Annotated in this window: 16 protein-coding genes; 5 read left to right on the top strand and 11 right to left on the bottom strand. The window is 33.2% G+C overall.

Annotation, left to right across the window (positions count from 1 at the left end; all coding sequences use genetic code 11):
• The 3 genes from ACODST_RS17080 to ACODST_RS17070 are packed head-to-tail and all read left to right on the top strand — an operon-like array spanning position 1 to position 8,857.
• A complete protein-coding gene (locus ACODST_RS17080; RefSeq protein WP_488933315.1) occupies positions 1-1,314 on the top strand; it encodes a restriction endonuclease subunit S in 1,314 nt (437 codons plus the stop codon).
• 1 nt (position 1,315) lies between these two features.
• Complete coding sequence (locus ACODST_RS17075) at positions 1,316-5,821, top strand: sacsin N-terminal ATP-binding-like domain-containing protein (RefSeq protein WP_488933314.1); 4,506 nt, start codon at positions 1,316-1,318, stop codon at positions 5,819-5,821.
• A gap of 6 nt (positions 5,822-5,827) precedes the next feature.
• The gene (locus ACODST_RS17070) at positions 5,828-8,857 is read left to right on the top strand and encodes a type I restriction endonuclease subunit R (RefSeq protein ID WP_488933313.1); all 3,030 of its coding nucleotides are present in this window, start codon (positions 5,828-5,830) and stop codon (positions 8,855-8,857) included.
• Between the two features lie 509 nt (positions 8,858-9,366).
• On the opposite strand, the gene ACODST_RS17065 is transcribed toward ACODST_RS17070, so the two are convergent.
• From ACODST_RS17065 to ACODST_RS17045, 5 genes are all read right to left on the bottom strand, one after another.
• Positions 9,367-9,945 (bottom strand): DUF4833 domain-containing protein, encoded by a 579-nt coding sequence (locus tag ACODST_RS17065; RefSeq protein WP_488933312.1) that lies wholly within the window; start codon positions 9,943-9,945, stop codon positions 9,367-9,369.
• A 226-nt stretch (positions 9,946-10,171) separates the two neighbouring features.
• A complete protein-coding gene (locus tag ACODST_RS17060) occupies positions 10,172-10,603 on the bottom strand; it encodes a GtrA family protein (RefSeq protein ID WP_488933311.1) in 432 nt (143 codons plus the stop codon).
• A gap of 1 nt (position 10,604) precedes the next feature.
• Positions 10,605-11,291 (bottom strand): CDP-alcohol phosphatidyltransferase family protein, encoded by a 687-nt coding sequence (locus tag ACODST_RS17055; RefSeq protein WP_488933310.1) that lies wholly within the window; start codon positions 11,289-11,291, stop codon positions 10,605-10,607.
• A 154-nt stretch (positions 11,292-11,445) separates the two neighbouring features.
• Entirely contained in the window at positions 11,446-12,252 is an 807-nt protein-coding gene (locus ACODST_RS17050; protein ID WP_488933309.1) for a phytanoyl-CoA dioxygenase family protein, read from the bottom strand.
• A gap of 230 nt (positions 12,253-12,482) precedes the next feature.
• Positions 12,483-13,271 carry an SDR family NAD(P)-dependent oxidoreductase gene (locus ACODST_RS17045; protein ID WP_488933308.1) on the bottom strand — a complete coding sequence of 263 codons (789 nt, stop codon included), beginning with the start codon at positions 13,269-13,271 and terminating at the stop codon, positions 12,483-12,485.
• Between the two features lie 253 nt (positions 13,272-13,524).
• Between ACODST_RS17045 and ACODST_RS17040 the strand changes: the two genes are divergently transcribed.
• Together ACODST_RS17040 and ACODST_RS17035 are read left to right on the top strand one after the other, a co-directional pair.
• Positions 13,525-14,523 carry an aldo/keto reductase gene (locus ACODST_RS17040; RefSeq protein ID WP_488933307.1) on the top strand — a complete coding sequence of 333 codons (999 nt, stop codon included), beginning with the start codon at positions 13,525-13,527 and terminating at the stop codon, positions 14,521-14,523.
• 18 nt (positions 14,524-14,541) lie between these two features.
• The gene (locus tag ACODST_RS17035) at positions 14,542-15,441 is read left to right on the top strand and encodes a helix-turn-helix domain-containing protein (protein WP_488933306.1); all 900 of its coding nucleotides are present in this window, start codon (positions 14,542-14,544) and stop codon (positions 15,439-15,441) included.
• 129 nt (positions 15,442-15,570) lie between these two features.
• Here ACODST_RS17035 and ACODST_RS17030 read toward each other — a convergent pair whose 3' ends face one another.
• The 6 genes from ACODST_RS17030 to ACODST_RS17005 form a co-directional block, all read right to left on the bottom strand.
• Positions 15,571-16,590: a LacI family DNA-binding transcriptional regulator gene (locus ACODST_RS17030; protein WP_488933305.1), complete on the bottom strand. Its 1,020-nt coding sequence runs from the start codon at positions 16,588-16,590 to the stop codon at positions 15,571-15,573.
• 16 nt (positions 16,591-16,606) lie between these two features.
• Positions 16,607-17,884, bottom strand: a complete 1,278-nt coding sequence (locus ACODST_RS17025) for a glycoside hydrolase 5 family protein (protein ID WP_488933304.1) — start codon at positions 17,882-17,884, stop codon at positions 16,607-16,609.
• 4 nt (positions 17,885-17,888) lie between these two features.
• On the bottom strand, positions 17,889-20,123 hold the full coding sequence (bglX, locus tag ACODST_RS17020) for a beta-glucosidase BglX (RefSeq protein ID WP_488933303.1): 2,235 nt from the start codon (positions 20,121-20,123) through the stop codon (positions 17,889-17,891).
• Positions 20,124-20,318: 195 nt separating this feature from the next.
• Positions 20,319-21,956, bottom strand: coding sequence for a sodium:solute symporter (locus ACODST_RS17015; RefSeq protein WP_488933302.1), 1,638 nt, complete (start codon positions 21,954-21,956; stop codon positions 20,319-20,321).
• Positions 21,957-21,958: 2 nt separating this feature from the next.
• Positions 21,959-23,488, bottom strand: a complete 1,530-nt coding sequence (locus ACODST_RS17010) for a hypothetical protein (protein WP_488933301.1) — start codon at positions 23,486-23,488, stop codon at positions 21,959-21,961.
• Positions 23,472-24,503 (bottom strand): glycoside hydrolase family 130 protein, encoded by a 1,032-nt coding sequence (locus ACODST_RS17005; RefSeq protein WP_488933300.1) that lies wholly within the window; start codon positions 24,501-24,503, stop codon positions 23,472-23,474. The genes ACODST_RS17010 and ACODST_RS17005 overlap by 17 nt, the downstream gene beginning before the upstream one ends.
• Positions 24,504-24,522 lie beyond the last annotated feature (19 nt).

Raw genomic sequence — 24,522 nt, 5'->3', positions numbered from 1 at the left:
ATGAGAAAATACGACAAGTATAAAAATAGCGGTGTGGAGTGGTTAGTTGAGATTCCTGAGCATTGGGAAGCTTTATCCAATAAGTATATTTTTAAATTAAAAAAGAATTTAGTTGGAAAAAAATCATCCGAATATGATTTACTTTCATTGACTTTAAATGGTGTCATCAAACGTGACATGGAAAATCCACAAGGAAAATTTCCTGCCGAATTTGATACCTATCAAGAAGTTAAAAAAGGAGATTTTATTTTCTGTTTATTTGATGTCGACGAGACTCCCAGAACAGTGGGACTTTCAAATTTTGAGGGAATGATAACCGGTGCCTACACGGTTATGCAAGTCAACAAACAATTTGATAAAGTTTTTTTATACTATTTCTATTTAAATTTAGATGAAGGAAAAAGAATGAAATCATTGTATACTGGTTTAAGAAATACTATTTCAAAAGACAAGTTCTTTTCTTTCAAAACATTTGTTCCTCCAATCGACGAACAAATAATAATAGCTAATTTCCTTAACAACAAAACAGCTAAAATAGATCAAGCAATTACTATCAAACAAAAACAAATAGAACTTCTAAAAGAACATAAACATTCTTTAATTAATAAAGCAGTTATTAAAGGTGTAAATCCAAATGTAAAATTAAAAAATAGTAACATTGAATGGATTGGAGAAATTCCAGAACATTGGGAGATTGTTTCTAAAATGAAATTTATTTCATCAATGAAAGCTCGACAAGGTTGGCAAGGATTAAAAGTTAATGAATACACTGATGAAGGACCTTATGTCTTGAGTAGTGCGCACTATAATAATCATATTATAGATTGGTCTAAATGTCCCAGAGTTTCAATAAAACGCTATTTAATGGATGAAAACATTCAATTAAAGATTGGAGACATCCTTTTAATGAAGGATGGTGCAAATATGGGCAAATTAGCATTTGTAGAAAGTTTACCAGGTTTAGCTTGTTTAAATAGTCATTTGTTACTATTTAGACCAATACAGAAAGGTGAAAAACCAATTTATTTTCCAAAGTTTATGTTCTACCATATGATGTGTCAAAAATTTCAAGACTATGTAAAAATCAACGGTACAGGGGCAACATTTTCAGGTATATCTCAAGAGTCTTTAGGGAATTATCATATAAGTTTACCATCACTTTCAGAACAAAAAGAAATTGTAAAATTTATCGAAAAAATGAGCAAAAAAATCAACACTGCCATTTCCTTAAAAGAACAAGAAATTGAGAAATTGAAGGAGTATAAGACGAGTTTGATAGATGCAGTTGTAACTGGTAAGGTAAAAGTTTGTTAGTATGGAAGAATTTGTAAAACACTTAATAACTGAAAAAAAAGAACTTTTTAAAAATCATTCTAAAGAGATGATTGCTTCTTATGACAGAGAGTTAAAAACAATTTCGGGCTACAATGGTAGGCAGCTATTAGAATTGTTGCAAAATTGCGATGATGAAGGTTCAAAAGAAGTATTCATAAAATTAGACACTTCCAAAAAAATAATTAGCATAAGTAACAACGGAACTCCTTTTTCTAAAGAAGGATATGAATCTTTATTTACGTCAGATTATTCTTCAAAAGTTTCTAAAAAATACATAGGTAATAAAGGTTTAGGTTTTAGATCTATCATAAATTGGAGCAATGCAATAGAAATTCACAGCAACTCAATTTCACTAACCTATACAGAGGAAAATAGAAAAGGTGTCTTTGACGAACTTTTCAATCAAGAAGAACAAAAGCATTTTATTAAAACTCGAAATTTCAAAAAAGACATTATTCCAATGCCTTTTTTAAGTATGCCTGTTTTTGGTGAAGCAATTGAAAATGGATATGTAACAACAATTATGATTCATTACAAAGAATCAGAGTTTGAAAACATCCAAAAACAAATCGATAATATTACTCCAGAAACATTTTTATTTTTACGAAATATAGAAGAAATTATATTTGAAGGTTTTGAAGATAAAGCCAATATCAATTGCAAGAGAGAAACTATAAATCAAACAAGCACTGATTTTACACCAAAAGAAAAAATAACATTCAGAGACAATACTTGGTTCATTTTTGAAGAAGAAAAAGAAGTCCCCGTTGAACTATCCGAATCTAATAAAGATGAACAGGAATTTTATCAAATAAAAATTGCAATTGAAGAAAATTTAAAACAAACATCGTCTTATTTATATTCATTTTTCCCAACAAATATAAAGCTCAACCAACCATATGTACTACATGCAACATTCGATTTGGATGCAACAAGAAATCAGGTAAACAATTCACGAAAAAACAAATTCATTCTTGACAAAATTGTAGATTTTACAATCGATGTCGCTAAATATTATACAAAAGATACAGTAAGTTATAAACCATTAGAAATACTAAATCACAAGCACAAAGCAGATACATTAGATAATTTAGGATATTATGATTTAGTTGAAAAAGCCATCCGAACAGTAGATGTTTTTCCTTGTTTAAATAACACCTATAAAAAGCTTGATGAAGTAATTTACATTAGTGATGATTTTGCAAACATGCTTAACCGGATAAAAGCTAATAATATAATTTCGGTTCATTTATTACCTTTAGGAGACAATAAACTTTCAGATTTCGGAATAGAAAAAGAAATTGATAAATCATTAAATGTCTTTGATAATGTTGCGGACATTATCAACACAATAAGTGATTTAAATTTAAGTAGTTATGAAAGAGCATTATTCGTAAGCCAAATTGTAAAAGAATGTCAATTCTTAAAAAACAATATAGAAAAGAAAATAAATTTATTGGTTAATGAAAGTGGTCAAGTCATTCAAAGTGATGAATATATTTACACGCCAATTACACAAAATAACGAATTAAAAATTCCAGAATTCACCAAGATTCAGTTTGTCAACAAAAATTTATATAACTTATTGATAGGGTTACTTAATTATAATTCTAAAGAAAATTCTAACAAAAGCAGGTTTTTTTATGACCAATTAAAAGGATATTGTAACATTCATAGTTACGAGCCAACTACGCTTGCTTTAAAAATAATTAGTGAAACTAATAATGTAATAAAAGAAGTTCCTAATAAAGCCCCAGAGTTCGTAAGAGAGATGAACAATTGTTTATATTTCAATTACAAAAAGACAGATGATGATTCAAAGAAATTACCTATTCAGGCAAAAGTGCATACAATTGCAAAAAGTAAAAAGATAAAAGTTGCGGAGGAGTTATCGCTTTCAAATGATTACCCAACCGGTGTAAAAACAACTTTGATTTTTGAAAATGTTTTTGATAGGAACAATTATTTAGGTTCACCAAAAGAAAATGGAATAGATGAATTTGACGATATTCAAGAAGTAGAAAATTTCTTCTTATGGTTAGGTGTCAACAAGTTCGTGAAGTATAATAAAGATAATACCAGAAACTTAGATGGGTATTTCAACTTTGTTCTGAAAAGTAAAAATATTAACGATTCAACAGGCGGAAATATTAATTTCAAAACCATTGAAAATCTAGAAGTTATTTTGAACAAAATAAAGTTAAACAAATTGATACTTTGGATTCATTATGATGAGGAATTAAAAAAACAAGTTAGTGATATATTAAACGAGGATGTTGTAAAAAATTTCTACTACAGCTCTTATCCAGTTAATGATAAGCCCTCCTATATTAAATTCATTATTAACACAAAGTATAATGTTGACTTTAAAAATTTATTGATTGATGAACGTTACTATTGGGTTAATGACATCAATATCAATCATAGAGATAAAGAATTTACAGAGAATGGATTAACCAAAACCAATATTAATGAAATATTGGTTTTATTGGGAGCAAAAGATGATTTCAATTATATTTCAACATCTAAAGTTGCTGATATTATCAACAAAATTGCAGTTCAATTTCCTGACGGCAAAAAGTCGCAATCATTTTATAAAAAAGCTTTAAATCATTATAAAGCTAATAACAAAATTTTAAGAAAACCATTAAATTTATTTGCAGATAATGGTTCTGGTTTGAAGTTGTATCCTCAAAAAGAAGTGTATTTTAATGATAAAATAAAACTGCCTAAACGCCTAAAACAAAATTATCCAATATTTAACTTTCCTGTTAGAGCTGGCGGTGTCGAAGCTATTAAATTTTTCGGCATTAATGATTTAAAAATCGTACACGTTGAAATTTTATCTCATAGCCCATTAGAGGAAATCTCAAATAATTTCAATAACTATTTAGATAAATTAAAGCCTATAATTCTAACACATAGAATCAATGTAATAGAAGATAATAAACAAAGAAAAACACAAGCTTCAATTTGTAATAAAATTAAAATCATTTTATGTTCTGAAATAAAATACAAAGTTCAAGAGAATGTATATAACGTAGCAGATTATGAATTTTTACACCATGATGATGATACATATTTCATAAAGATTAAAGATTTTGATTCAATAAATAATCTCCGTAAGAACTTCAGTTTTATCGAAAGTTTTTCAGATATTTTATCATTATCTTTTGATATAAGTGGTGAAAAAAATGAATTCAAACATATTATTAGAGATGATTTCGATTATGTTCTACAAAATGTAAAAAATGATTATGGCGATGATACATTGCTAGAAGCAAGAGAATTATTGGGACTTACAGACTACAAACATGCGTTTTGGCAAGCCTTATTTGAAGTTAAAGATTTTCAATATCTTGAACACATTGATGATTTATCATTAGAAAGTTTGATTAATGAAAATTTCGGGATTGTTTTTAATCTATCTGATTTAGATTATGAGAATATAAATGAAGAAGTTCAATTAAGAAAAGTAGAATCTCTTTTTGAATCGTTGGGTATAGAATTAGAGGATTTCTCTAAGAAATTCTTTTATAAAATTTCAATGGAAAAGATACACTTCAGTTTTATAAAAAATTGTCTATTATCTAAAAAAAAGATCCTTAAAAGTACTATTTGGAAACTTCTTAGTGATAACGAGGTCGAAAATCAAGCGAAATTTTTAAATGAAATTAATAAATTCGAAAATTTCGAAGATTTTGCAATTAATTATTCCGTGGAAAATGAGTTGAAGTTTACATTAAATCCAGAAACCATATTTCAAGAATATATAAATTCAATTTATGGTGAAATTAAAATTTGCGAGGAAATTAATATTGATAATTATAAAAATCAGAATCTTAAGAATTTTAATGATACTCAAAAGCTTGCAATTTCGCAGAGTGAGAGATATAAAAGTTTGATTTATTTTAAATCTGCCATTGAAACTTTAAAAAATGAGCTTAAAAAAGATGAATTAAAGGCTAAACAAATCTTGGACGCAAACAAGGAAAAAACTAATAATGAATTAGCAGTCAAAATAGATCCAATCATCATTGATAGTGCAATGCTAAAACCAAAAAACAATAACAATAAAGTAAAAGGTAAAAATAAAGGCGTTTATACACCACAATTTAAAGATGAAAAGAAACTTAAGGAGATAGGAAACACTTCAGAAAAATTTGTTTATAATTACCTTTTAAATAGCTCTGATTATAAAGATGTATATCTCGCAAGTGAAGATAATGAAGGTTTACATTATGATATTAGATATACTGATAATCAAAACATTGTAAAATATGTTGAAGTTAAAACGTTTGACAACAGTTATTTTCATCTTACTAAATCCGAATTTGATTTCGGATTTAACAATAAAGAGGATTATGAAATTTGGTTAGTAAATGATAAAAAGAACATCATTCCTATTAAAGATTTCTTTACTAACAGTAAATATGAAGTTGTAACAAATGATTTTTTAGTTTATCTAGAAATTTCAAAAAATTAAAATACCATGCCTAGCCAAACCAACGAACAAGCATTAGAATCTGCAATAGAAAAAAAACTCACAGGTTCTTGTCTGGAAGATTTAAAGGAAGAAGGAGATATACAAGACCGTAGAGAATTGTATCGTTCAGGTAATGGCTATTACATTGGCTATGCTTCAGATTTCAATACAAAATATGCTCTTGATGAAGTTCGTTTTTGGCATTTTCTAGAAACTACACAACCAGAAGAACTTGCTAAACTGCAAAAACAAAATGATTGGAAACTCAAAATTCTGGAACGTTTTGATCGTTTGGTAAAAAAGTACGGCATTTTGCGTTTACTTCGTAAAGGTTTAGAAGTAGATGATGCCCATTTTACATTATTATATGTCTTGCCTCTAGCCAGCAGTAGTGCCTCTGCTAAAGCTAATTTTGAAAATAATGAATTTAGCGTTTCTCGACAAATTAGATATTCTTTACTCAATCAGAGGGAAGAAATTGATATGATAGTGTTTGTAAATGGCATTCCTTTGGCAACAATGGAACTTAAAAACCATTGGACAGGGCAAAATGCCAAAGTTCACGGACAAAACCAATACAAAACCAAAAGAGACATTACACAGCCTTTATTAAATTTTGGTCGTTGTATTGTTCATTTTGCTGTTGATACAGATGAAGTATATATGACCACAAAACTAGATGGTGCAAACACTTTCTTCCTACCTTTCAATTTAGGGCATAATTATGGAAAAGGGAATCCTCCAAATCCCTTTGGTCATAAAACATCTTACTTATGGGATGAAGTCTTAACCCGTGAAAGCTTAGCCAATATCATTCAGCATTTTGTTCGTTTTGATGGTAAAGAAAATGATCCTCTTAATAAAAAGAATTTATTTTTCCCTCGTTATCATCAAATGAATGTAGTTCGCAAATTAATAGCAGATGCTAGTAAAAAAGGTGTCGGACAAACATATTTAATTCAACACTCCGCAGGTTCTGGAAAATCTAATTCTATCACTTGGGCGGCATATCAACTAATAGAAACATATCCTGAAAGTGAAACTACTCCTGGAAGTAGAGGAACGACAAATCCGCTTTTTGATTCCGTAATTGTAGTAACTGATAGAAGATTATTAGACAAACAATTGCGAGATAATATCAAAGAATTCTCAGAAGTAAAAAACATTGTGGCTCCCGCCTACTCTTCAAAAGAATTAAAAGAAAACTTAGAAAGCGGAAAGCGAATTATTATAACTACTATACAAAAATTTCCTTTTATTGTTGACGGAATTGCCGATTTAAGTGATAAACGTTTTGCTGTAATTATAGACGAAGCTCACAGTAGTCAAAGTGGTTCAGCTGCGGACAATATGAACCGTGCTATGGGAAGCAACAATGAAGAAGAAAGTGAAGACCCTCAAGATAAGATCATCGAAATCATGCGTTCTCGCAAGATGAGCAAGAATGCTTCTTATTTAGCCTTTACAGCTACTCCTAAATCAAATACTCTGGAAAAATTTGGAGAGCAACAAGAAGATGGAAAATTCAAGCCATTTCATTTATACTCAATGAAACAAGCTATTGAAGAAAATTTTATTCTTGATGTTTTAGCTAATTATACCACCTATAAAAGCTACTATGAGATTGAGAAATCTATAGAAGATAATCCTTTGTTTGACACTAATAAAGCTCAAAAAAAACTAAAGGCATTTGTTGAGCAACACAAGCAAACTATTGCCATAAAAGCAGATATCATTGTTGATCATTTTATAAATCGAATTGTAAATACTAAAAAGCTAAAAGGGAAAGCCAAGGCAATGGTTGTGACGCAAAGTATAGAATCAGCAATAAAATATTTTTTTGCCATTCAAAAAATACTAAAAGAGAAAGGGGAACCTTTTAAAGCTGTTATCGCTTTTTCTGGCAAAAAAACAATTTACGGAATAGAATACACTGAGGAAAGTATTAATGGTTTTGCAGAAAAAGATACAAAGGATAAATTTGATAGCGACGAATATAAGATTTTAGTTGTCGCTAATAAATATTTAACAGGCTTTGACCAGCCTAAGTTAAATGCAATGTACGTAGATAAAAAGTTGCAGGGAGTTTTGGCTGTTCAAGCGCTTTCACGTCTAAATCGTTCTGCTAATAAATTAGGTAAAAAAACTGAAGATTTATTTGTACTTGATTTTTTTAATTCTTCAGAAGACATGAAAGAAGCTTTTGATCCTTTCTATACTGCAACATCGCTCAACAAAGCAACTGATGTAAATGTTTTGCATGAAATAAAAGCCGTTTTAGATAATGTAGGAGTTTATGAATGGAGCGAAGTAGAAGATTTTGTAGATAAATATTTCAAAAAGGTAGATGCTCAACTACTAAGCCCTATAATTGACTTAGTGGCTGATAGATTTAATTCTCAGTTAGAATTAGAAGAAAGTGAAAAGGCTGATTTTAAAATTAAAGCAAAACAATTTGTCAAGATATATGGTCAGATGGCTTCTATTTTACCTTATGAAGTTGTGAATTGGGAGAAGCTATTTTGGTTTTTAAAATTCTTGATTCCAAAATTGATTATTATTGATACAAGCATAGATGCTTTAGATGAACTTTTAAATTCAGTTGATTTATCAACTTACGGTTTAGAACGTGTAAAATTAAACACAACAATAAGTCTGGATGATTCTGAAACTGAACTTGAACCACAGAATCCGAATCCAAGAGGTGCTCACGGAGGTGATAAGGAAGAAAACCCATTGGATTTAATTATAAATAGTTTCAATGAAAAATGGTTTCAAGGATGGGAAGCAACACCAGAAGAGCAAAGAGTCAAATTTGTAAGTTTAGCTAAAAATATTCAGGCACATCCAGACTTTATCGAAAAATACTCCGAAAACACAGATACTCAAAATAGAGAAATTGCTTTCAAAAAAATATTTGACGATGTAATGGCGCAACAGCGCAAGATGGAGCTTGATTTATATAAGAAAGTAACTCAAGATGATGCTTTTAGAATAGCAATGCAAGATACCTTAAAGAGAATTCTTAGTATCTAAATGTATGCTAAAAAAAAGAACTTACAAGTTTGACAACACAGACTTCGTTTAAAAGAAAAGATTAATTAAACTTCAGTAATTATTACGAGAGACTGTATGCTGTGCTGAAAGGAATAAAGTCATACAGATCTTATGATTTATTTCTTTATTAATGGATGCAAAGAAGCAGGAGTCGATAGAGTTTATATTTATTCCAAGCCTAAAAATTATCACCTTTCAAGGTGTTCAACTGTCGAACACCTTGAAACATTCACTTAGAATGTTTCTACTTTTAAAAAAATTTCTTTTTTCGAAAAAAAACATCCAAAATAGAAAAAAACACTAAAAATCTCTTAAGCATCAAAAGCTAAAAACTCTTTAAATATAAAGCCTCATAGCTCTTTTCCAAGTCTATCAATAAACATTAAAATAGGAATTAGCTTTTCAATTGAAATCTCACCAACTCCACAAGAAAGCCTGTAAACTACTTGTTTACAGGCTTTCTTTATACTTCTAAGAATTTAACTGCTTTATTTCAACAACATCCTCTCCGTAATTGTTTTATTTGAGGAAACATCAATTCCGGTAACTTCGGCGTACTTTACATTTGGCAGCCAGAAAGAACCTCCTTCGATGCGCACAAATATTTTTTCCAGCTGTATTTTTTTCTCATTTACATTGACAAAAACACGATATTTTTGATCTGAATCTATCTTTTTTAAGGTTAAGGGGAGCTTTTTATACGATACAAACTGAAACTCAAATTCGTCATTATTTATGATTTTAGTTTCTATTCCGTATGCAAATTTGCGTTGTATGTAGTTAAAATCTTTTTTTTCTCCCTTTTCAGCATATCGAATCCAATACGCTTTTATAGGATTACTTTTGTCTATTTTTCCATTTTCCTCATAGTTTATAGCATAAACAGCCGTGTTTACATTTGGGTCACGCTGAATGTAAAACAGCATATTATCTATATTTTTAGGCGTTGGGAAATGTAACGGCGATGGATTTTGGGATTGTGCCGATAGATTTCCGGAAATTATATTTACTAAAATCGTTATAACGATTAGTGGTTTTATAAAATATTTAAATGATAATTTATTCATAAACGAAATATTTATATGAAGTTTTGGGTGCATTATTTTTAACACATAGAAACATAGATACGAGACGCTTAAAAAAGGCGTTTCACTTAGTTTAAAACAAACATAGCTATGTGTAAGAAACTAGTTTCTTTTTAATTTCTTCTTTTATATAAAAATCTATCCCGTCCCGAATGTTCGGGATCGGGACTATGTGTTGAATTACTTTTTTTGATTTACACCCAAGGGATTAATTTGATTCGATTACGTTCTGTTTTTCTTTTACCTTAAAAACCCAATATTTAATGAGCGGATAATTAAATCCATAAGAAACAAAACTATCCGTGATTAATCTTCCTATTCTGTAATCGATTTGAAATACTTGCTGAAAGACGAGTGTGCCAAATGATTTTAAAGAAATGCTTCCCAATACAACCAATGCAAATTTAAAAAGCTGATTATTGATACGACTGCTGTAACCACACTGCTTTTTAAATACCCAAAATCTATTGATGCTGAAGTTGATAATGGCACCAATGGTTCCGGAGATTAGAATAGAAGAAGTAAAATGCAGCTTACATACTTCTGTCAATAAAATCATTAAACCATAATCGGTAATGCCGCCTATAAATGCCGCCACTTGTGCCTGCAGAAAAGTAAAAATGGCTTCTTTCCTGAACATGTCAGTCTTGGTTTTTATCTTTTATATCCCCCAGTTTTAAAAGTTTTAAGCTGTCTATAACATTGATAATAAACAATACAATAGTGACTAAACCAGCCAAATATGCAATTGATCCCTGAAATAAAACTTCTATGATTAAAATTAGAGCAATAATAAATCGAAGTTCCGTCGGACCGACAAATCCTGAATCTATACTGTATTCATTTGTAATTTTGTACCGTAACTGACTGATGATAATAGACCATCCATACAAGGCAACAAAAGCAAAGGCTACTATTTGTGTGTCATTTTCAGCATAAATGTAGCAGCCAAAGCTTATAAATACAATACCGATCCAGTCGGCAATAATATCGAGTGCAAAACCATACCAGCGGCGCGGAATATTTCTGTAGTAAGCTAACCTTCCATCCAAAGAATCGCCTAACCAATTTATAATCAAACCAATAATACCGAAAAGCAAATACCAATTTGCTACATAAGCACCTAAAACAAAAGCTAAAAAAACGAATCCGGAACCCAGTGCACCTATTAAAGTAAGCAGGTTTGGCGAAATGAATTGAGGCACTTTTGGCAGCAAAAACACAATCGTTAATTGTTCTGCCCTTTTTAAAAAATTAGTTCGCTTACGGTCAGAGAATGTTCTTTGTACAATTGCTCCATTATCTTCAACCTCTGTTTCTTTTCCCATTAATAGCGTAATATTTGTAAGCCGGATAGTATAGCCAATTCTAGTTTTGTAATTTTTAACTTTACTCTTCTTTGGGCATTTTTTAAAAAATCTGTGGTACTTTTTAGCTTACCTGATCTAACCAGATAACTAAATGCAATAATAAACAGCATAATTATTTAACAATGCCCGCAAAACGCTGATAGAAAACCGTTGGACTGTTCTCATTTTTAGGAGCGTATTTTCCTGCTATAATGGGAATATAAATAACCCTTCTTCTGCTTTCTTCACCGCGAATAGAGGATTCTGCCACTCTGTGCCATAAACGTCCATCGTGAATGGTCAAATCTCCGGCTTCCGGATTGATGGAAACTTCCTCCGGATCGGCCTGATGATCTAAAAAGTATTTTTTACGGAAAAGCATTTGATAAATACTCTGTTTGTGAGTACCCGGAATGATTTTAAGTCCGCCGTTTTCGGGTTTTAAAGTACTTAGGTGAATCCCCACATTCAGCATTGGGTTTAATTTTGCACCATAAAAAATATCTCTCAGGCCATCTGTATGCCAGCCCATTTTAGTAAACTTGCTTTCCGGCCCATTGATATAATGATTGAAAACCATTCCGTCTTTTTCTTCAGTACCTAATCTTGCACCCTCGCCTGCCAATGGTAATAACCCATTAAATCTTGGATCAAGCAGAAGACCGCTTAAAGCTTGATGATGTTGATTGATAAAAGCAAAACGTTGTACAATAGCAGAGCCATCTAAATCTTTTCCAAATTTAATTGGAACACCATTTACTTTTTTAAGATCATCCTCAATCCATTTTTGCTCCACTTGTTTGGAGGCGTCAATGATTGATGAAACGGTTTCCGGATTTATAAATTTTTTGAAATGGATAAAACCATGTTCATTAAAAAAGTTTATTTGCTCATTAGTTAATTGCTCAGTAAGGGTAAAGGTTTTATAAGATGATCCCATGATAATATAGATTTAATAAATGAAAGAATAGTGTTTGTAATTTTATCTAAAAGACTGCAACAACAGCAACAACAATACATTAGCATGTTTTTGTGCATTCGGCCTTTAGGAAAATCAAACCTATTTTTTCTTTTATCTGACATACTCTATAGAATTAGTAGAATTTAATACAAACATAATATATATTTTCTCTTTTACAAAAAATATTTTCTGTTTTTTGTAAAAAAAAATTAAATTTTGTAAATCCCGGCAGCCGTTTTTTCGATAAAAGCCTTTGGCAGTATACGATTAGCGTAGACTGAAATAATATTTGTAAATCCCGGAATAACTTCTGATTTTTTGCTAAACATGGCTTTTACGGCCATTTTTGCCACTTCATCTGGCTGCATATTAAATTTTTCAGCCATTTTGTTTAAAGCACTTAAACCCGCTCTTGCAGCAAAACCAGTATCCACCGGACCCGGGCTAAAACAAGTTACTGAAATTGAAGTTTGGGCGAGTTCGAAACGCAGGGCACGGGTAAACGATAAAACAAAAGCTTTTGTAGCAGAATAAACAGCCAGCGTAGGCACGGCCTGGTATGCAGCAGTACTTGATATGTTTAAAATGTAAGCTTGTTTTTCCTGTGAAAGTACAGGTACTAATAAATGGCAAAGTTCTACAACTACATTCATGTTAAGCTGCATCATACCAAGCTGATCGGCTAGAGAAGACTTACTAAAATCGCCCCATACACCATAACCGGCATTGTTAACTAAAACACCAATCGGATAGTTATTGATCTTTACCCAATCGGTTACTTTATGTGATGCACCATCTGCCGAAAGATCAATTGATAAAATATGAGCCTTGATTCCGTATTTGATCTGAAGATCATCAGATAATGCTTTTAACTCCTCCTCACTTCTTGCAGCAAGCAATAGCGGATAACCTTGTTTAGCCAATTCATAAGCAATAGATTTTCCAATTCCTTTGCTGGCGCCAGTTATTAAGGCATAGGGTTTCATTTTTTCGCTCATTTTATTAATTTGATGATCAAATATAAAGATTAATTGTAATCCCATCAAGCCACAAAGATCCTATAAACTATATTATGTATCTTTTTTATTTAAAACTAAATAGGGAAGATTACATAAAAACACAATTAGTGATTATTCAAATACACGATGTCCTTTTTTAATCAACGGTAATTTGCATACAACTTACCGTAATCTGCAAACCTCTCCCTGCCTCCTTTCTTTCGAAATTTGTATGCAACAAAAATTATAAAAGATGAAACAGATTAAATTAGGAAATCAGGGATTAATTATTCCTTCTATAGGTTTAGGATGTATGGGGATGACGGGTTTTGAAGAAGGAAATATGTATGGTCCTGCAGATGAGAAAGAAGCAATCCTTACAATCCACCGCTCGCTTGAACTTGGTGGTAATTTTCTGGACACCGCAGATTTGTACGGACCTTTAAAAAATGAACAGCTTATAGCAAAAGCTATTGGTAAAGAACGTGATAAATATATTCTGGCTACAAAATTTGGCTGGGAAATCGATGACAGCGGAAAAGTTACGTGGGCTATCAATGGAAGCAAAAAATACATTAAAAAAGCGGTAGAACGTTCGCTAAAAAATCTGAACACCGATTACATTGATCTTTATTATATGCACCGCCTGGACAAAAATACTCCGATAGAAGAAACGGTTGAGGCTATGAGCGATCTTGTAAAGGAAGGTAAAGTCAAATATATAGGACTTTCGGAAGTATCTTCTGAAACTATTAAAAAAGCGCACCTTGTTCATCCCATTACAGCTGTTCAAAGTGAATATTCTCTCTTTGAAAGAACTGCCGAAGAAAGAGGGATATTAAAAACACTTGAAGAATTGGGAATCGGTTTTGTGGCCTATTCTCCACTGGGACGAGGTTTTTTATCCGGACAAATCCGTTCCATTGATGATCTTCCTGAAAATGATTTCCGCAGGGCCATTCCGCGCTTTCAGGAAAATTATTTCCATAAAAATATTGATCTGGTAAAAGCAATTGAAATAATGGCCGAAGAAAAAAAGGTAACCTCATCTCAGCTGGCTCTGGCATGGATCATCAGCAAGGGAATTGTACCAATTCCGGGAACCAAACGCAGAAAATATCTGGAACAAAATATAGCATCCGCAAACATAGAATTGAGTCATGATGAACTTTTAAAACTCGAAAGTATTGTACCTTTAGGCACAGATACCGGAGCTCCGTATGATGAATTCAGTATGGGGTTACTAGATTAAACTTAAAAAGACGCTGTTATGAACACAATTGCATCTGTATCTGCTTTTCACCGCTTGCTTTCTCTTCCGGAACCTAAACATCCAATGGTGAGTGTGATTAATTTAGCTGAAAGCATTTTTCTGGAAGATGAAATTTGGAAAGGTTTTGTCAATAAATTTTATTGTGTCGCTTTAAAAAGAGAGGCGAAAGGAAAAATCAGATATGGTCAGGGCCATTATGATTATGACAAAGGCGTACTTAGTTTTACTGCACCGAATCAGGTACAGTATCTTGATTTTCACAATATGGAATGCGGTGCCGGCTATTTGTTGATATTTCATGAAGATTTTCTTTTAAAACATCCGCTTGCAGAAAGAATCTTTGATTTTGGTTTTTTCTCCTATGCCGTAAATGAAGCCCTGCATTTATCTGAGCAGGAAGAAAAATACCTCATCGAAATTCTGGACCGAATTGACAGAGAATGTCAGCACATTGACCGCCACACTCAGGATATTATCTTATCGCAGATCGATTTACTTCTAAATTATTCAAGCCGGTTTTATGAAAGACAATTTTTAACCCGAAAAAACAATAGTCATGCTCTGCTTACAAAATTTGAAAGATTCATCAATGAGTATTACAATAACGAAACGGTAGAAAAAAGTCTTCTAAGCGTCAGTTTAATTGCCGAAGCCCTGCATCTTTCCCCCAATTATCTCAGCGATTTCCTGAAAATACATACCGGCCGAAATACAAAAGAGCATATTTACGAAAAGATTACCAATAAAGCCAAAGAGAAATTATCAGCAACTACTTTGTCCGTAAGTGAAATTGCTTATGATCTTGGTTTTGAACATCCACAATCCTTCAGCACGTTTTTTAAAAAAAGAACGCACATGGCTCCTCTTGAATTTCGTGAAAAAATTAAAAATAATTAGGAGCTAAATTGTAAAACAATTCACTACAAATCAGTACTTCTTTATGACTCTTATTTACAAAAATTAAGATCGAAATGAGGTGTCCGATTGTAATTTCGTCAAGTCCAAAAACGCCTGTAAACTATTTGTTTACAGGCGTTTTTTTCGTACAGATGATTCTCCAGTAATAAATTCTGCTTTCATTATGATTTTTTGAATGTCTTTGGAAACATCTTCTTTTTTTAATAGCAGCAACATCAATTCCATTAATTTAAAACTCATTTTTTCTAAAGGCTGTTGAATACGGATAATTGAATCAGTGTAGTTTTCAGAAGCATGATGATCATCAAAAACCAGGATCTGAAAGTCAGGTCGTTGCTTACAAAACTGTATTATGGTTCGCATAATAGCCAGATCGGGAAAAAAGACAGCATCTAAGTCAGTATGGGAACTAAAGAAGTCCTGAATGTTCTTCTTATCTTTCTCTTTCAGGATTTTATCGTCCGGAATTTCCAAAATATACAGTTTCAGTCCTGCTGACAGTATTGCTTTTTCGTAACCGTATAAACGATCTTTGAGTTCTTTTTGATCGCAGAGAATAGTAACAAATCCGATATTTTTAAATTGGCTGTTTATCAAATGTAGTACAGCATCAAAAGAAGCCTTTACATTATCAATAGAAATACTGCAGCACTGCAGATTCTCAAAACAACTTCCCAATAAGATTACAGGAACATTTTTACTAATGAGATTTTCAATAGTATTCCTGATACCGGCTGAAGGCACAATAATAAATCCATCCACCTGCCAATTACCAAAAAGATCGATCAGTTCATTTGATTTCTCATCAGCATTTTCGTTACTGCAAAAAATTATTTTATAACCTTCCTGATAAGCCAGATTTTCAAAATTGCGGGCCAGTTTAGAAAAGAAACGATCTGAAATATCCTCCACCATAAAAACCAGAATATTTGATTTTCCGGTACGAAGACTTTGTGCCATACGATTGGGTTTGTAATTTACCAATTGTGCATAATCTAATACCTTTTGCGTCAGAGATGCCGATATATGCTTTTCCTTCGCTTTCCCGTTCAGCACAAAAGAAACAGTCGATATTGAAATCTTCAGTTCGTCAGCAATATTCTGGATAGAAACCGCTTTATTTTTCATCGGAAAAGTTATAAGACTATTGTAATGAATTGTATTGAAAAGCAAATTCCCTAATAACTTTCTGAGTACTTCCATCCGTATCGTAAACCGAATACCATCCCTGATATTCATGAGGAGGATCCCCAATTAAATCATCTCCCAGTTTCCAAATACTCATTGGCTTTTTAGGTCTGCCCTCGCCTCCCCAAGCCCAAAAATTTATACCAACGACTTGCGGTATTTTTTGACCTAAATTATAAATCTTATCAAAAATAAAAGCGTAATATTTATCTCTAACCGTAACAGACGAATTTGCATCATAACTATTATCATCTCTTGAAATTCCGAATTCTTCCAGCACAATTGGCTTGTTTAATTTTTGAGCAATTTTAACATGTTCATCAATATAATTGTTGGCTTTTTCTACAGCGAAATCATACGTTTCTTTCGCTTTAAGCGGATCATACCAACCCCAATTCTGCACCCAAAGATGAAAAGTGCAGTAATCAATATATTGGCTTTGATGATCCATTTCAAAATTTGTTCCGTTTGCGGGAGAAGGTGTATTCCCTTCTGAACCAATAGAAACCAAATGATTAGAATCTAATTTCTTAATATATTTCGCTGTTTCATGAATCCATTTTCTATAATCTTCCACATTATTACTTCCTTCCGGTTCATTAGCCAACTGCCATGCCATAATCGTTGTATCTTTTTTGTACGGAATTTTATGGATTGAATTTACTCTATTTATCACTTTTTCAATATGATTTTCAAACCATTTCTTCGCCGTTTTGTTGCTGTAAAAACGTGCTGAATACTGCTGATAGGTTCTCCAGTCTCCATTTTCAGCAGGTGGCGGATACGGAATGGATTCGTTTTGATTTGCCCATGAAACATATTGCGCAAAACCTCCCGACCAAGGCCAGAAATTATTCAAACAAACTACAGCCGTCATTTCTCTTTTTTTCATTTCGGCCAATAAAAAATCAAGCCCTTTCCAGAGTTCTTCATTATAAATTCCAGGTTCTTTCTGCATAGTTGGCTGAACCGACCAAGGCGTTTCCAGACTTCCTTCTGAACCAGCCATAATTCTAAGATTTTTGACTCCGAGTTTGTTTAATCGATCTAGTTCTTGGATTAATCTCTCTTTGTTGGAAACGGCCAGATTCATTCCGTACCAAAAGTTGGTTCCTACATAATGATAGGGTTTTCCATCTTTTATCAATCTGCCGTTTTCTACTTTTATAAAACTTTGAGCGTTGGCAAAAAATTGAAACAGCAGTACAATTACAATGTATATTTTATTTTTCATGTTTTTATTGAACTTCAAATGACACTTTTTCCCCTTTTTCGCTATTAGGTCCTATCCACAAATCAAATTTTCCTGACTCTACTTTTTTCTTCATATCGATTCCGTAAAATGCTAAATCAGCTATCGGAAGTTTGAATTTTACTTCTCTTTCTTCGTTAGGTTTTAAATCAATTCGTTGAAAACTTTTAAGTTCTTTTACAGGAAGCGCAATCGAAGCCGAAATATCTCTAACATAAAGTTGAACAATTTCATTTCCTTCGAATTTTCCTGTATTTTTCAATATGAATGAAATCTCCAATATTTCCTCTTTCTTCAAAACAGTTTTAGAAAGCTTCAATTTTCCATACTCAAAACTTGTGTAAGACAATCCAAAACCAAAAGGAAAAAGCGGTTTATTACTGCTGTCCAAATAATAAGATTTGTTTCCGAGTGAAGTCTGTGAAGCTTCAACAGGAATATTATTCAAATTCAATTCACTTCCATTTGCTGGACGACCTGTATTTAAGTGATTGTAATACATCGGAATTTGTCCGACATTTTTTGGGAAAGTCACAGGCAATTTTGCTGATGGATTTGCTTTTCCAAACAAAATATTCGCAATAGCTGAACCGCCCATAGTTCCCGGATGCCAAGCGTATAAAACAGCATTCGAAAGATTTACTTCTTTTTCAATCGTTAATGGTCTTCCTGCCATTATAACAGTTACTAAAGGCGTTTTTGTTTTGGCTAAAGCCGATAAAAGTTGGGACTGAATTCCCTGCAAATTCAAATTAGAAAGGCTGTGCGCTTCACCAGAAAGTATCGATTCTTCGCCTACAAATAATAAAACAACATCTGCTTCTTTAGCTATTTTTCTGGCTTTATCAAAATCGATAGAATCTTTATCTCTTGAATATTTTAAAACAGGTTCGTAAACAATATTAATGTCTTTTCCGTATTGTTCCTTTAAAGCTTTCAGCGGCGTTATCGTATGATTTTTTTCTCCATCAAAAACCCAGGTTCCCAATTGTTCGTGTGATGCATCGGCCAGCGGGCCAAAAACAGCTATTGTTTTCGGTTTATTGAGAGGTAAAATTTGAGGTTCATTTTTTAATAATACGATAGATTCTTCTGCTAGTTTTTCTGCCAGTTTCAAATGTTCTTCTTTATAAAAAACGTCTTTAGTATTTCCTTTTACATACGGATTTTCAAAAAGTCCCAGCTTGAATTTTACTCTTAAAATATTACGTACTTCTTCATTAATGGTTTCAATCGAAATTTTCTTTTCCTGTAATAAAGTTTCGATATAAGCCACATAAGTCCCGCTGACCATTTCCATATCAACTCCGGCATTGATCGCTTTTTCTGCTGCTTCTTTGTTGTCAGTGCAAAACCCATGATCAACCATTTCGGTAATCGAAGCCCAGTCAGAAACTACAAAACCTTTAAAATTCCATTCTTTGCGAAGAATCTGCTTCAATAAAAATTCATTTCCCGAAGAAGGGATTCCGTCATTGGCATTAAAAGCGGTCATGATGGTTGCTAAATTTGCTTTTTTTACCGCTTCTTCAAACGGAACCAAATAGACATTTCGAAATTGCCTTTCGGTAATCGCAGTAGTATTGTAATCACGTCCGCCTTCTGCCGCACCGTATCCTGCAAAATGTTTGGCGCAAGCCGCAATCGAACTTGGATCAGATAAATCTTTTCCTTGAAATCCCTTAATCATTGCCACTCCCATTACTGAAGTTAAATACGGATCTTCGCCACAGCTTTCGGCAATTCTTCCCCAGCGAGGATCTCGGGCAATATCGATCATTGGCGCAAACGTCCAGCGAATTCCCGTTTCCGAAGCTTCAACAGCCGCAATACGAGCTGCTTTTTCTACTAAGTCGGGATTAAAACTTGCTGCCTGTCCTAACGGAATTGGAAAAATCGTTTTGAAGCCATGAATCACATCTCGGCCAAAAATCAAAGGAATACCTAATCTGGTTTGTTCGACAGCAATTTTCTGTGCCTTGTTGGCAATTTCAGGATTGGTAATACTTAAAACAGAACCTGCCATACCCTGCTGAATTACCTTAAAATTGGTTTCCATATCATCCGCAGACAACTGATTCATCTGACCGATTTTTTCTTTTAGAGTCATTTTCTTTAAAAGAAGATCGATCTTTTTTTCGATTTGGGCATCGGAATTCTGGGCATTTATATTATATCCAAAAAAGATTAATAGAAATGCTATATAGTGTAACTTTTTCATTTACATAATTTTATTGATTTGCTGAACGCAGTTTTTAAACACATAGAAACATAGGATTTTAGATACTTAAAAAGAGCGTTTCACTTGTAATAAAACACATAGTTTTGTGTCTATGTGTTAGAAACTAGTTTCTTTTATAATCTCTTTTGATAAAGTAAAATCTATGTTCTATGTGTTTAAAAAAACGCTTTCTATTTAGAAAAACGCAGCATACATTCCGAAACAGGCTAAGATTAATAAAAGCGCCTGAATGCGGAAGTTTTTGTACCAAACTACATTTTTTAAAGCGGCAGTTTCTTCAATCCAAATGGCTTTTGTCCAAGTGTTTTCTTTTACTTTTTCTTCTAAAGGAGGATCAGTAGATAAACTTACACCAACATTTACGAAAAGGCTTAAAACCAAAATAATTGGCGCAAGCAAGAGAAAATGAAGACCCATTTCAAAACCTAAAACATATTTAGCAAGCATAATAATCACGGCTATAAAAAGTCCAGACATTAGTCCGCTGAAAGCTCCTATGGCATTGGAACGTTTCCAGAATAATCCCATGAAAAATGTCCCGACAACAGGAGGCGCTAAATAAGATAGTATCTCCTGGTAATAGGCAATCAGTGAATCAAATTTACCAATATAAGGCGCCCATAAAATGGCAATAATCAAAGTTACAACTGCCGTGATTTTACCCACTTTTACCTTTTTTTCGCTTGATGCATTTTTATCAAATTTGCTGTAAAAATCCATTGTAAATAAAGTGGAAACCGAATTTAAAGTTGCGCTCAAGGCGGAAGTCAAAGCTGAAATCATGGCTGATAATATAATTCCAATTAAACCAACTGGAAGCACTTTGTTAATCAATCTTGGATAAACCTGATCGGTATTGATTCCGTATTTTGATTTCAATTCGCTTCCGCTGATGATTTCATGAGGCAGGTTTTCCACTCCAAACAAATTAATTCCTCTTGCAATTACGCCTGGAAAAATAAAGATGAAAAGGGTAAATAAATACAGAAATCCAACCAATAAAACACCTTTTCGACCATGATCTATTGATTTTGCAGATAAAACACGCTGCACCATAACTTGATTGTTTCCCCAAAAATAAAATCCAAGAATCGGGATTCCAACCCACATTCCCAACCAGGGAACTGTCGGGTCATCCATAGGTCTTGTCAGTTTTAACCAAACTCCATCCTGAAACTGCGTATAAAAAGCGTCCCAACCGCCAATGCTGTGCATCGCAAAAAAGGCTAATAAAGTAGACCCAATTATCAGAATAAACGCCTGAATTACTTCGGTATTAATTACAGATGAAAGTCCGCCGATAATCGTATAACTTCCTGCCACAATTGCCATTCCGATAATAATCAGCATCATATCGGCACCAGGAAAAATCATATTGATAATTAGAGCTCCGGCATATAAAGTTGCTGCTGCATCTAAAAAGATATTTCCAACAATTGTGATGAAAGAAAAGTAAGTTCGTGATCTCACATCAAATCGTCTTTCTAAAAACTCAGGCATCGTAAAAATTCCTGATTTGATATAAAAGGGAAGAAAAAAGATGGCGAAGAAAACCATTACCAAAATCGAAATCCAGTTGTAATTGAAAACGGCAATTCCGTTAATAAATCCTTCTCCTGAATTTCCCATTAATGTCGAACTCGAAATACTGGCAGCAAAAAGCGACAAACCCACCATTGGCCATTTTAAATCTCGTCCAGCCAGAAAATAAGCATCTGAATCGCTTGATTTGCTGTTTTTTAGTCCCCACCAAACAATAAAGATGATGTATAACACTAAGACGACTAAGTCAATTATATTTAAATTTATCATAATTACAGCTGGTATGAAGTATAAAGAATTACGCTTTTTGCAGGAATTGAAACTTGAATTGTATTAGCTTTCACATTGATTTTTTCTGACGGAACTGGAAATCCTCTGGCATCAACTGGGCGTTTATTTTCGCTGTACAAATATTGATTCAGAACTGATTTTGCTTTAAGCTTTTTTGTATCAATTTTAAAAGTGGTTTCTTTATCGCTGTTGTTGACAATTGCTATGGTAATATCTCCCGATTTTGTTATTCCTGTCAGCGTACGAACCTTATCGATATTCAAATCATCCATTTTTACGATTTTCATATCACCCGTAAAATAGCGTGTCATAATCGACCACGTATAAAACCACGGACGCAGATCTTCATCTGCTTTGTTATCTGTCAGTTCTTTTCCTAAACTGTTGAACATTCCCCAGCGTTTCAATTGATATTTATCGCCTTTATCATCTTTGGTGTGCATGGCGTCATCCAAATCCCATGCAATTACAGCATCGAAACCGCTGTTTATAGATTGAATTAAAGCATCAGCCATATCGACTCCGTAATCATAATCGTAAACCGAAAGCTGACTGTCCTCACTTGTAAATTTATCGCCCAAATGCTCTTTTGAAGAAGGATCTCCTTTAAGACCTAATTCCCCTAAAATAAAAGGCTTTTTATGAACCGAATCAGTAAAACGAACCAATTCACTAAATGTCTTTTGAAATTCTCCTGAGCGAATGCTTTCCTTCGATGGATAATCGTGAACATCATAAGCTTCAACCAAATCAGGAATCTGTAAAGCCGTTTGTCTGGCCCAGTCTAAACCTTTGTATTTTGATTTTCGGTTATTAAAAGAAGTCGCATCTGGCCCTATAATGGAAATATGTTTGTCCAATCCTTCTTTTTTAATGGCTTTATGAAGTAATTGAATTCCTTCTTTCCATTGGTCAAAATCGCCGTCAGTGGTTGCCCAGTCGCCGTTTGGTTCGTTTACCAAATTATAATATTTAATACAGCTGTATTTTTTTACTTTAATTAAATGGTTCAGGTTTTTCACAATCAAATCAATCCATTTTGGATCATTGGCACCTGTAAAACTATTTTGCAGATTTAAATGTGTGTCATGAACTTTATACGGTTGTCCCCATTCTCCTAAAATCACAGCGATTTTATTTTTTTCGCAGTAATCCAAGAGTTTGTATAAAGCTTTCATCTGATCACTTTTGAAATCAACGATTGGATTTCCAGACGTATCAAAACCTTTTAAATATCTCCAGTTAGCCTGATCCATTACTCTGGCAATTTTAGGTTTGATGAATGAAACACGATCAAAAACCAACTGCCATTTTTCGTCTGTCATTAATTTTCCCCATTCTGAATCTTTGGTATCAGCATGCGGATAGGCCGAAAACTCAATTCCGCTTCCGATAAATTCATTTGAAATCACTTCATCTGGATTAATGGAAACTATCGGAATTGAATTTTGGCTTTGTGCGGAAAAACCAAGTAATACGCAGCAAAGTGCAATGCTATTTTGAATTTTCATTTTGGGAATCTTTTAAGGTTTTTAGTAAGTCATTTATGTTGCAGGTTGCTAAACCAACATATTTATCGGCTGCGCCGTAATAAACATATAAAATATTATCGACAATCATGTTTCCTGTAGGAAAAACACAGCCTTTGTAAAAACCTTCAATTTCGTAGTCGTGTTCCGGTTCCATAATCCAGTCTTCCAAACGTGCGGTTACTTTTGTTGGATCTTCCAAATCCAATAAAGCCACGCCAACTCTGTAATAACCGTTTCCACCGTTTTCTACTCCGTGGTAAATTAATAACCAGCCATCATCTGTGCGTAAAGGCGGTGTGCTTCCTCCAATTTTTTCTTCCCAGGTTCCATTTCTTCCGCTTAACAAAAGTGTACTTTTTTCTTCCCAAACCATTAAATCATCTGAGTAACGAATCCATATTGCAGGATAATCACAGCCATATTCTGCGCCAATCCATTGTTTTGGACGGTGCAGCATCGCATATTTTCCGTTGATTTTTTCCGGGAATAAAATCACATCACGATCGTCTAAGTTGGAAGTCGTGATTCGGCCTAATCTTCTAAAACTCTTAAAATCATTGGTTACAGCCAATCCGGAATTTGCAATATTGTGTTTGTAGACTGCGGGTGCATCTGGTCCAGTTTCAGGAAGATTAATCACATCGTGCGGGAATGTCCAGTAACGTCCCGGAGGATAAGGTCTGTAAGCATAGGTTACATAATATTCATTTCCAAATTTGATGATTCTCGGATCTTCCACACCGCCCATATCTGGTCCGTTGCTGCTCGGTCCAAAAACGGGTTCGTCTGATTCTCTTTTAAAATTAATACCATCTGTACTCGTTGCCAAACCAACTCGGATTAAATGATCTTCATCATCTCCTGCTGCTCTGTAAAGCATATAAAAAGTTCCGTTTTCATACCATACGCCCGGATTACATACCACTAGGTTTTCCCAATAATTGTTTGGGTTTGGACTTAAAACTGGATTTTGGGTGCACTTACTTAATTTCATTTTGATTATTGTGTTTTGG

The sequence above is a fragment of the Flavobacterium sp. FG19 genome (assembly GCF_057809475.1).
The sequence above is the reverse complement of the archived record's forward strand: the minus strand, read 5'-3'. Positions and strand labels throughout refer to the sequence as shown.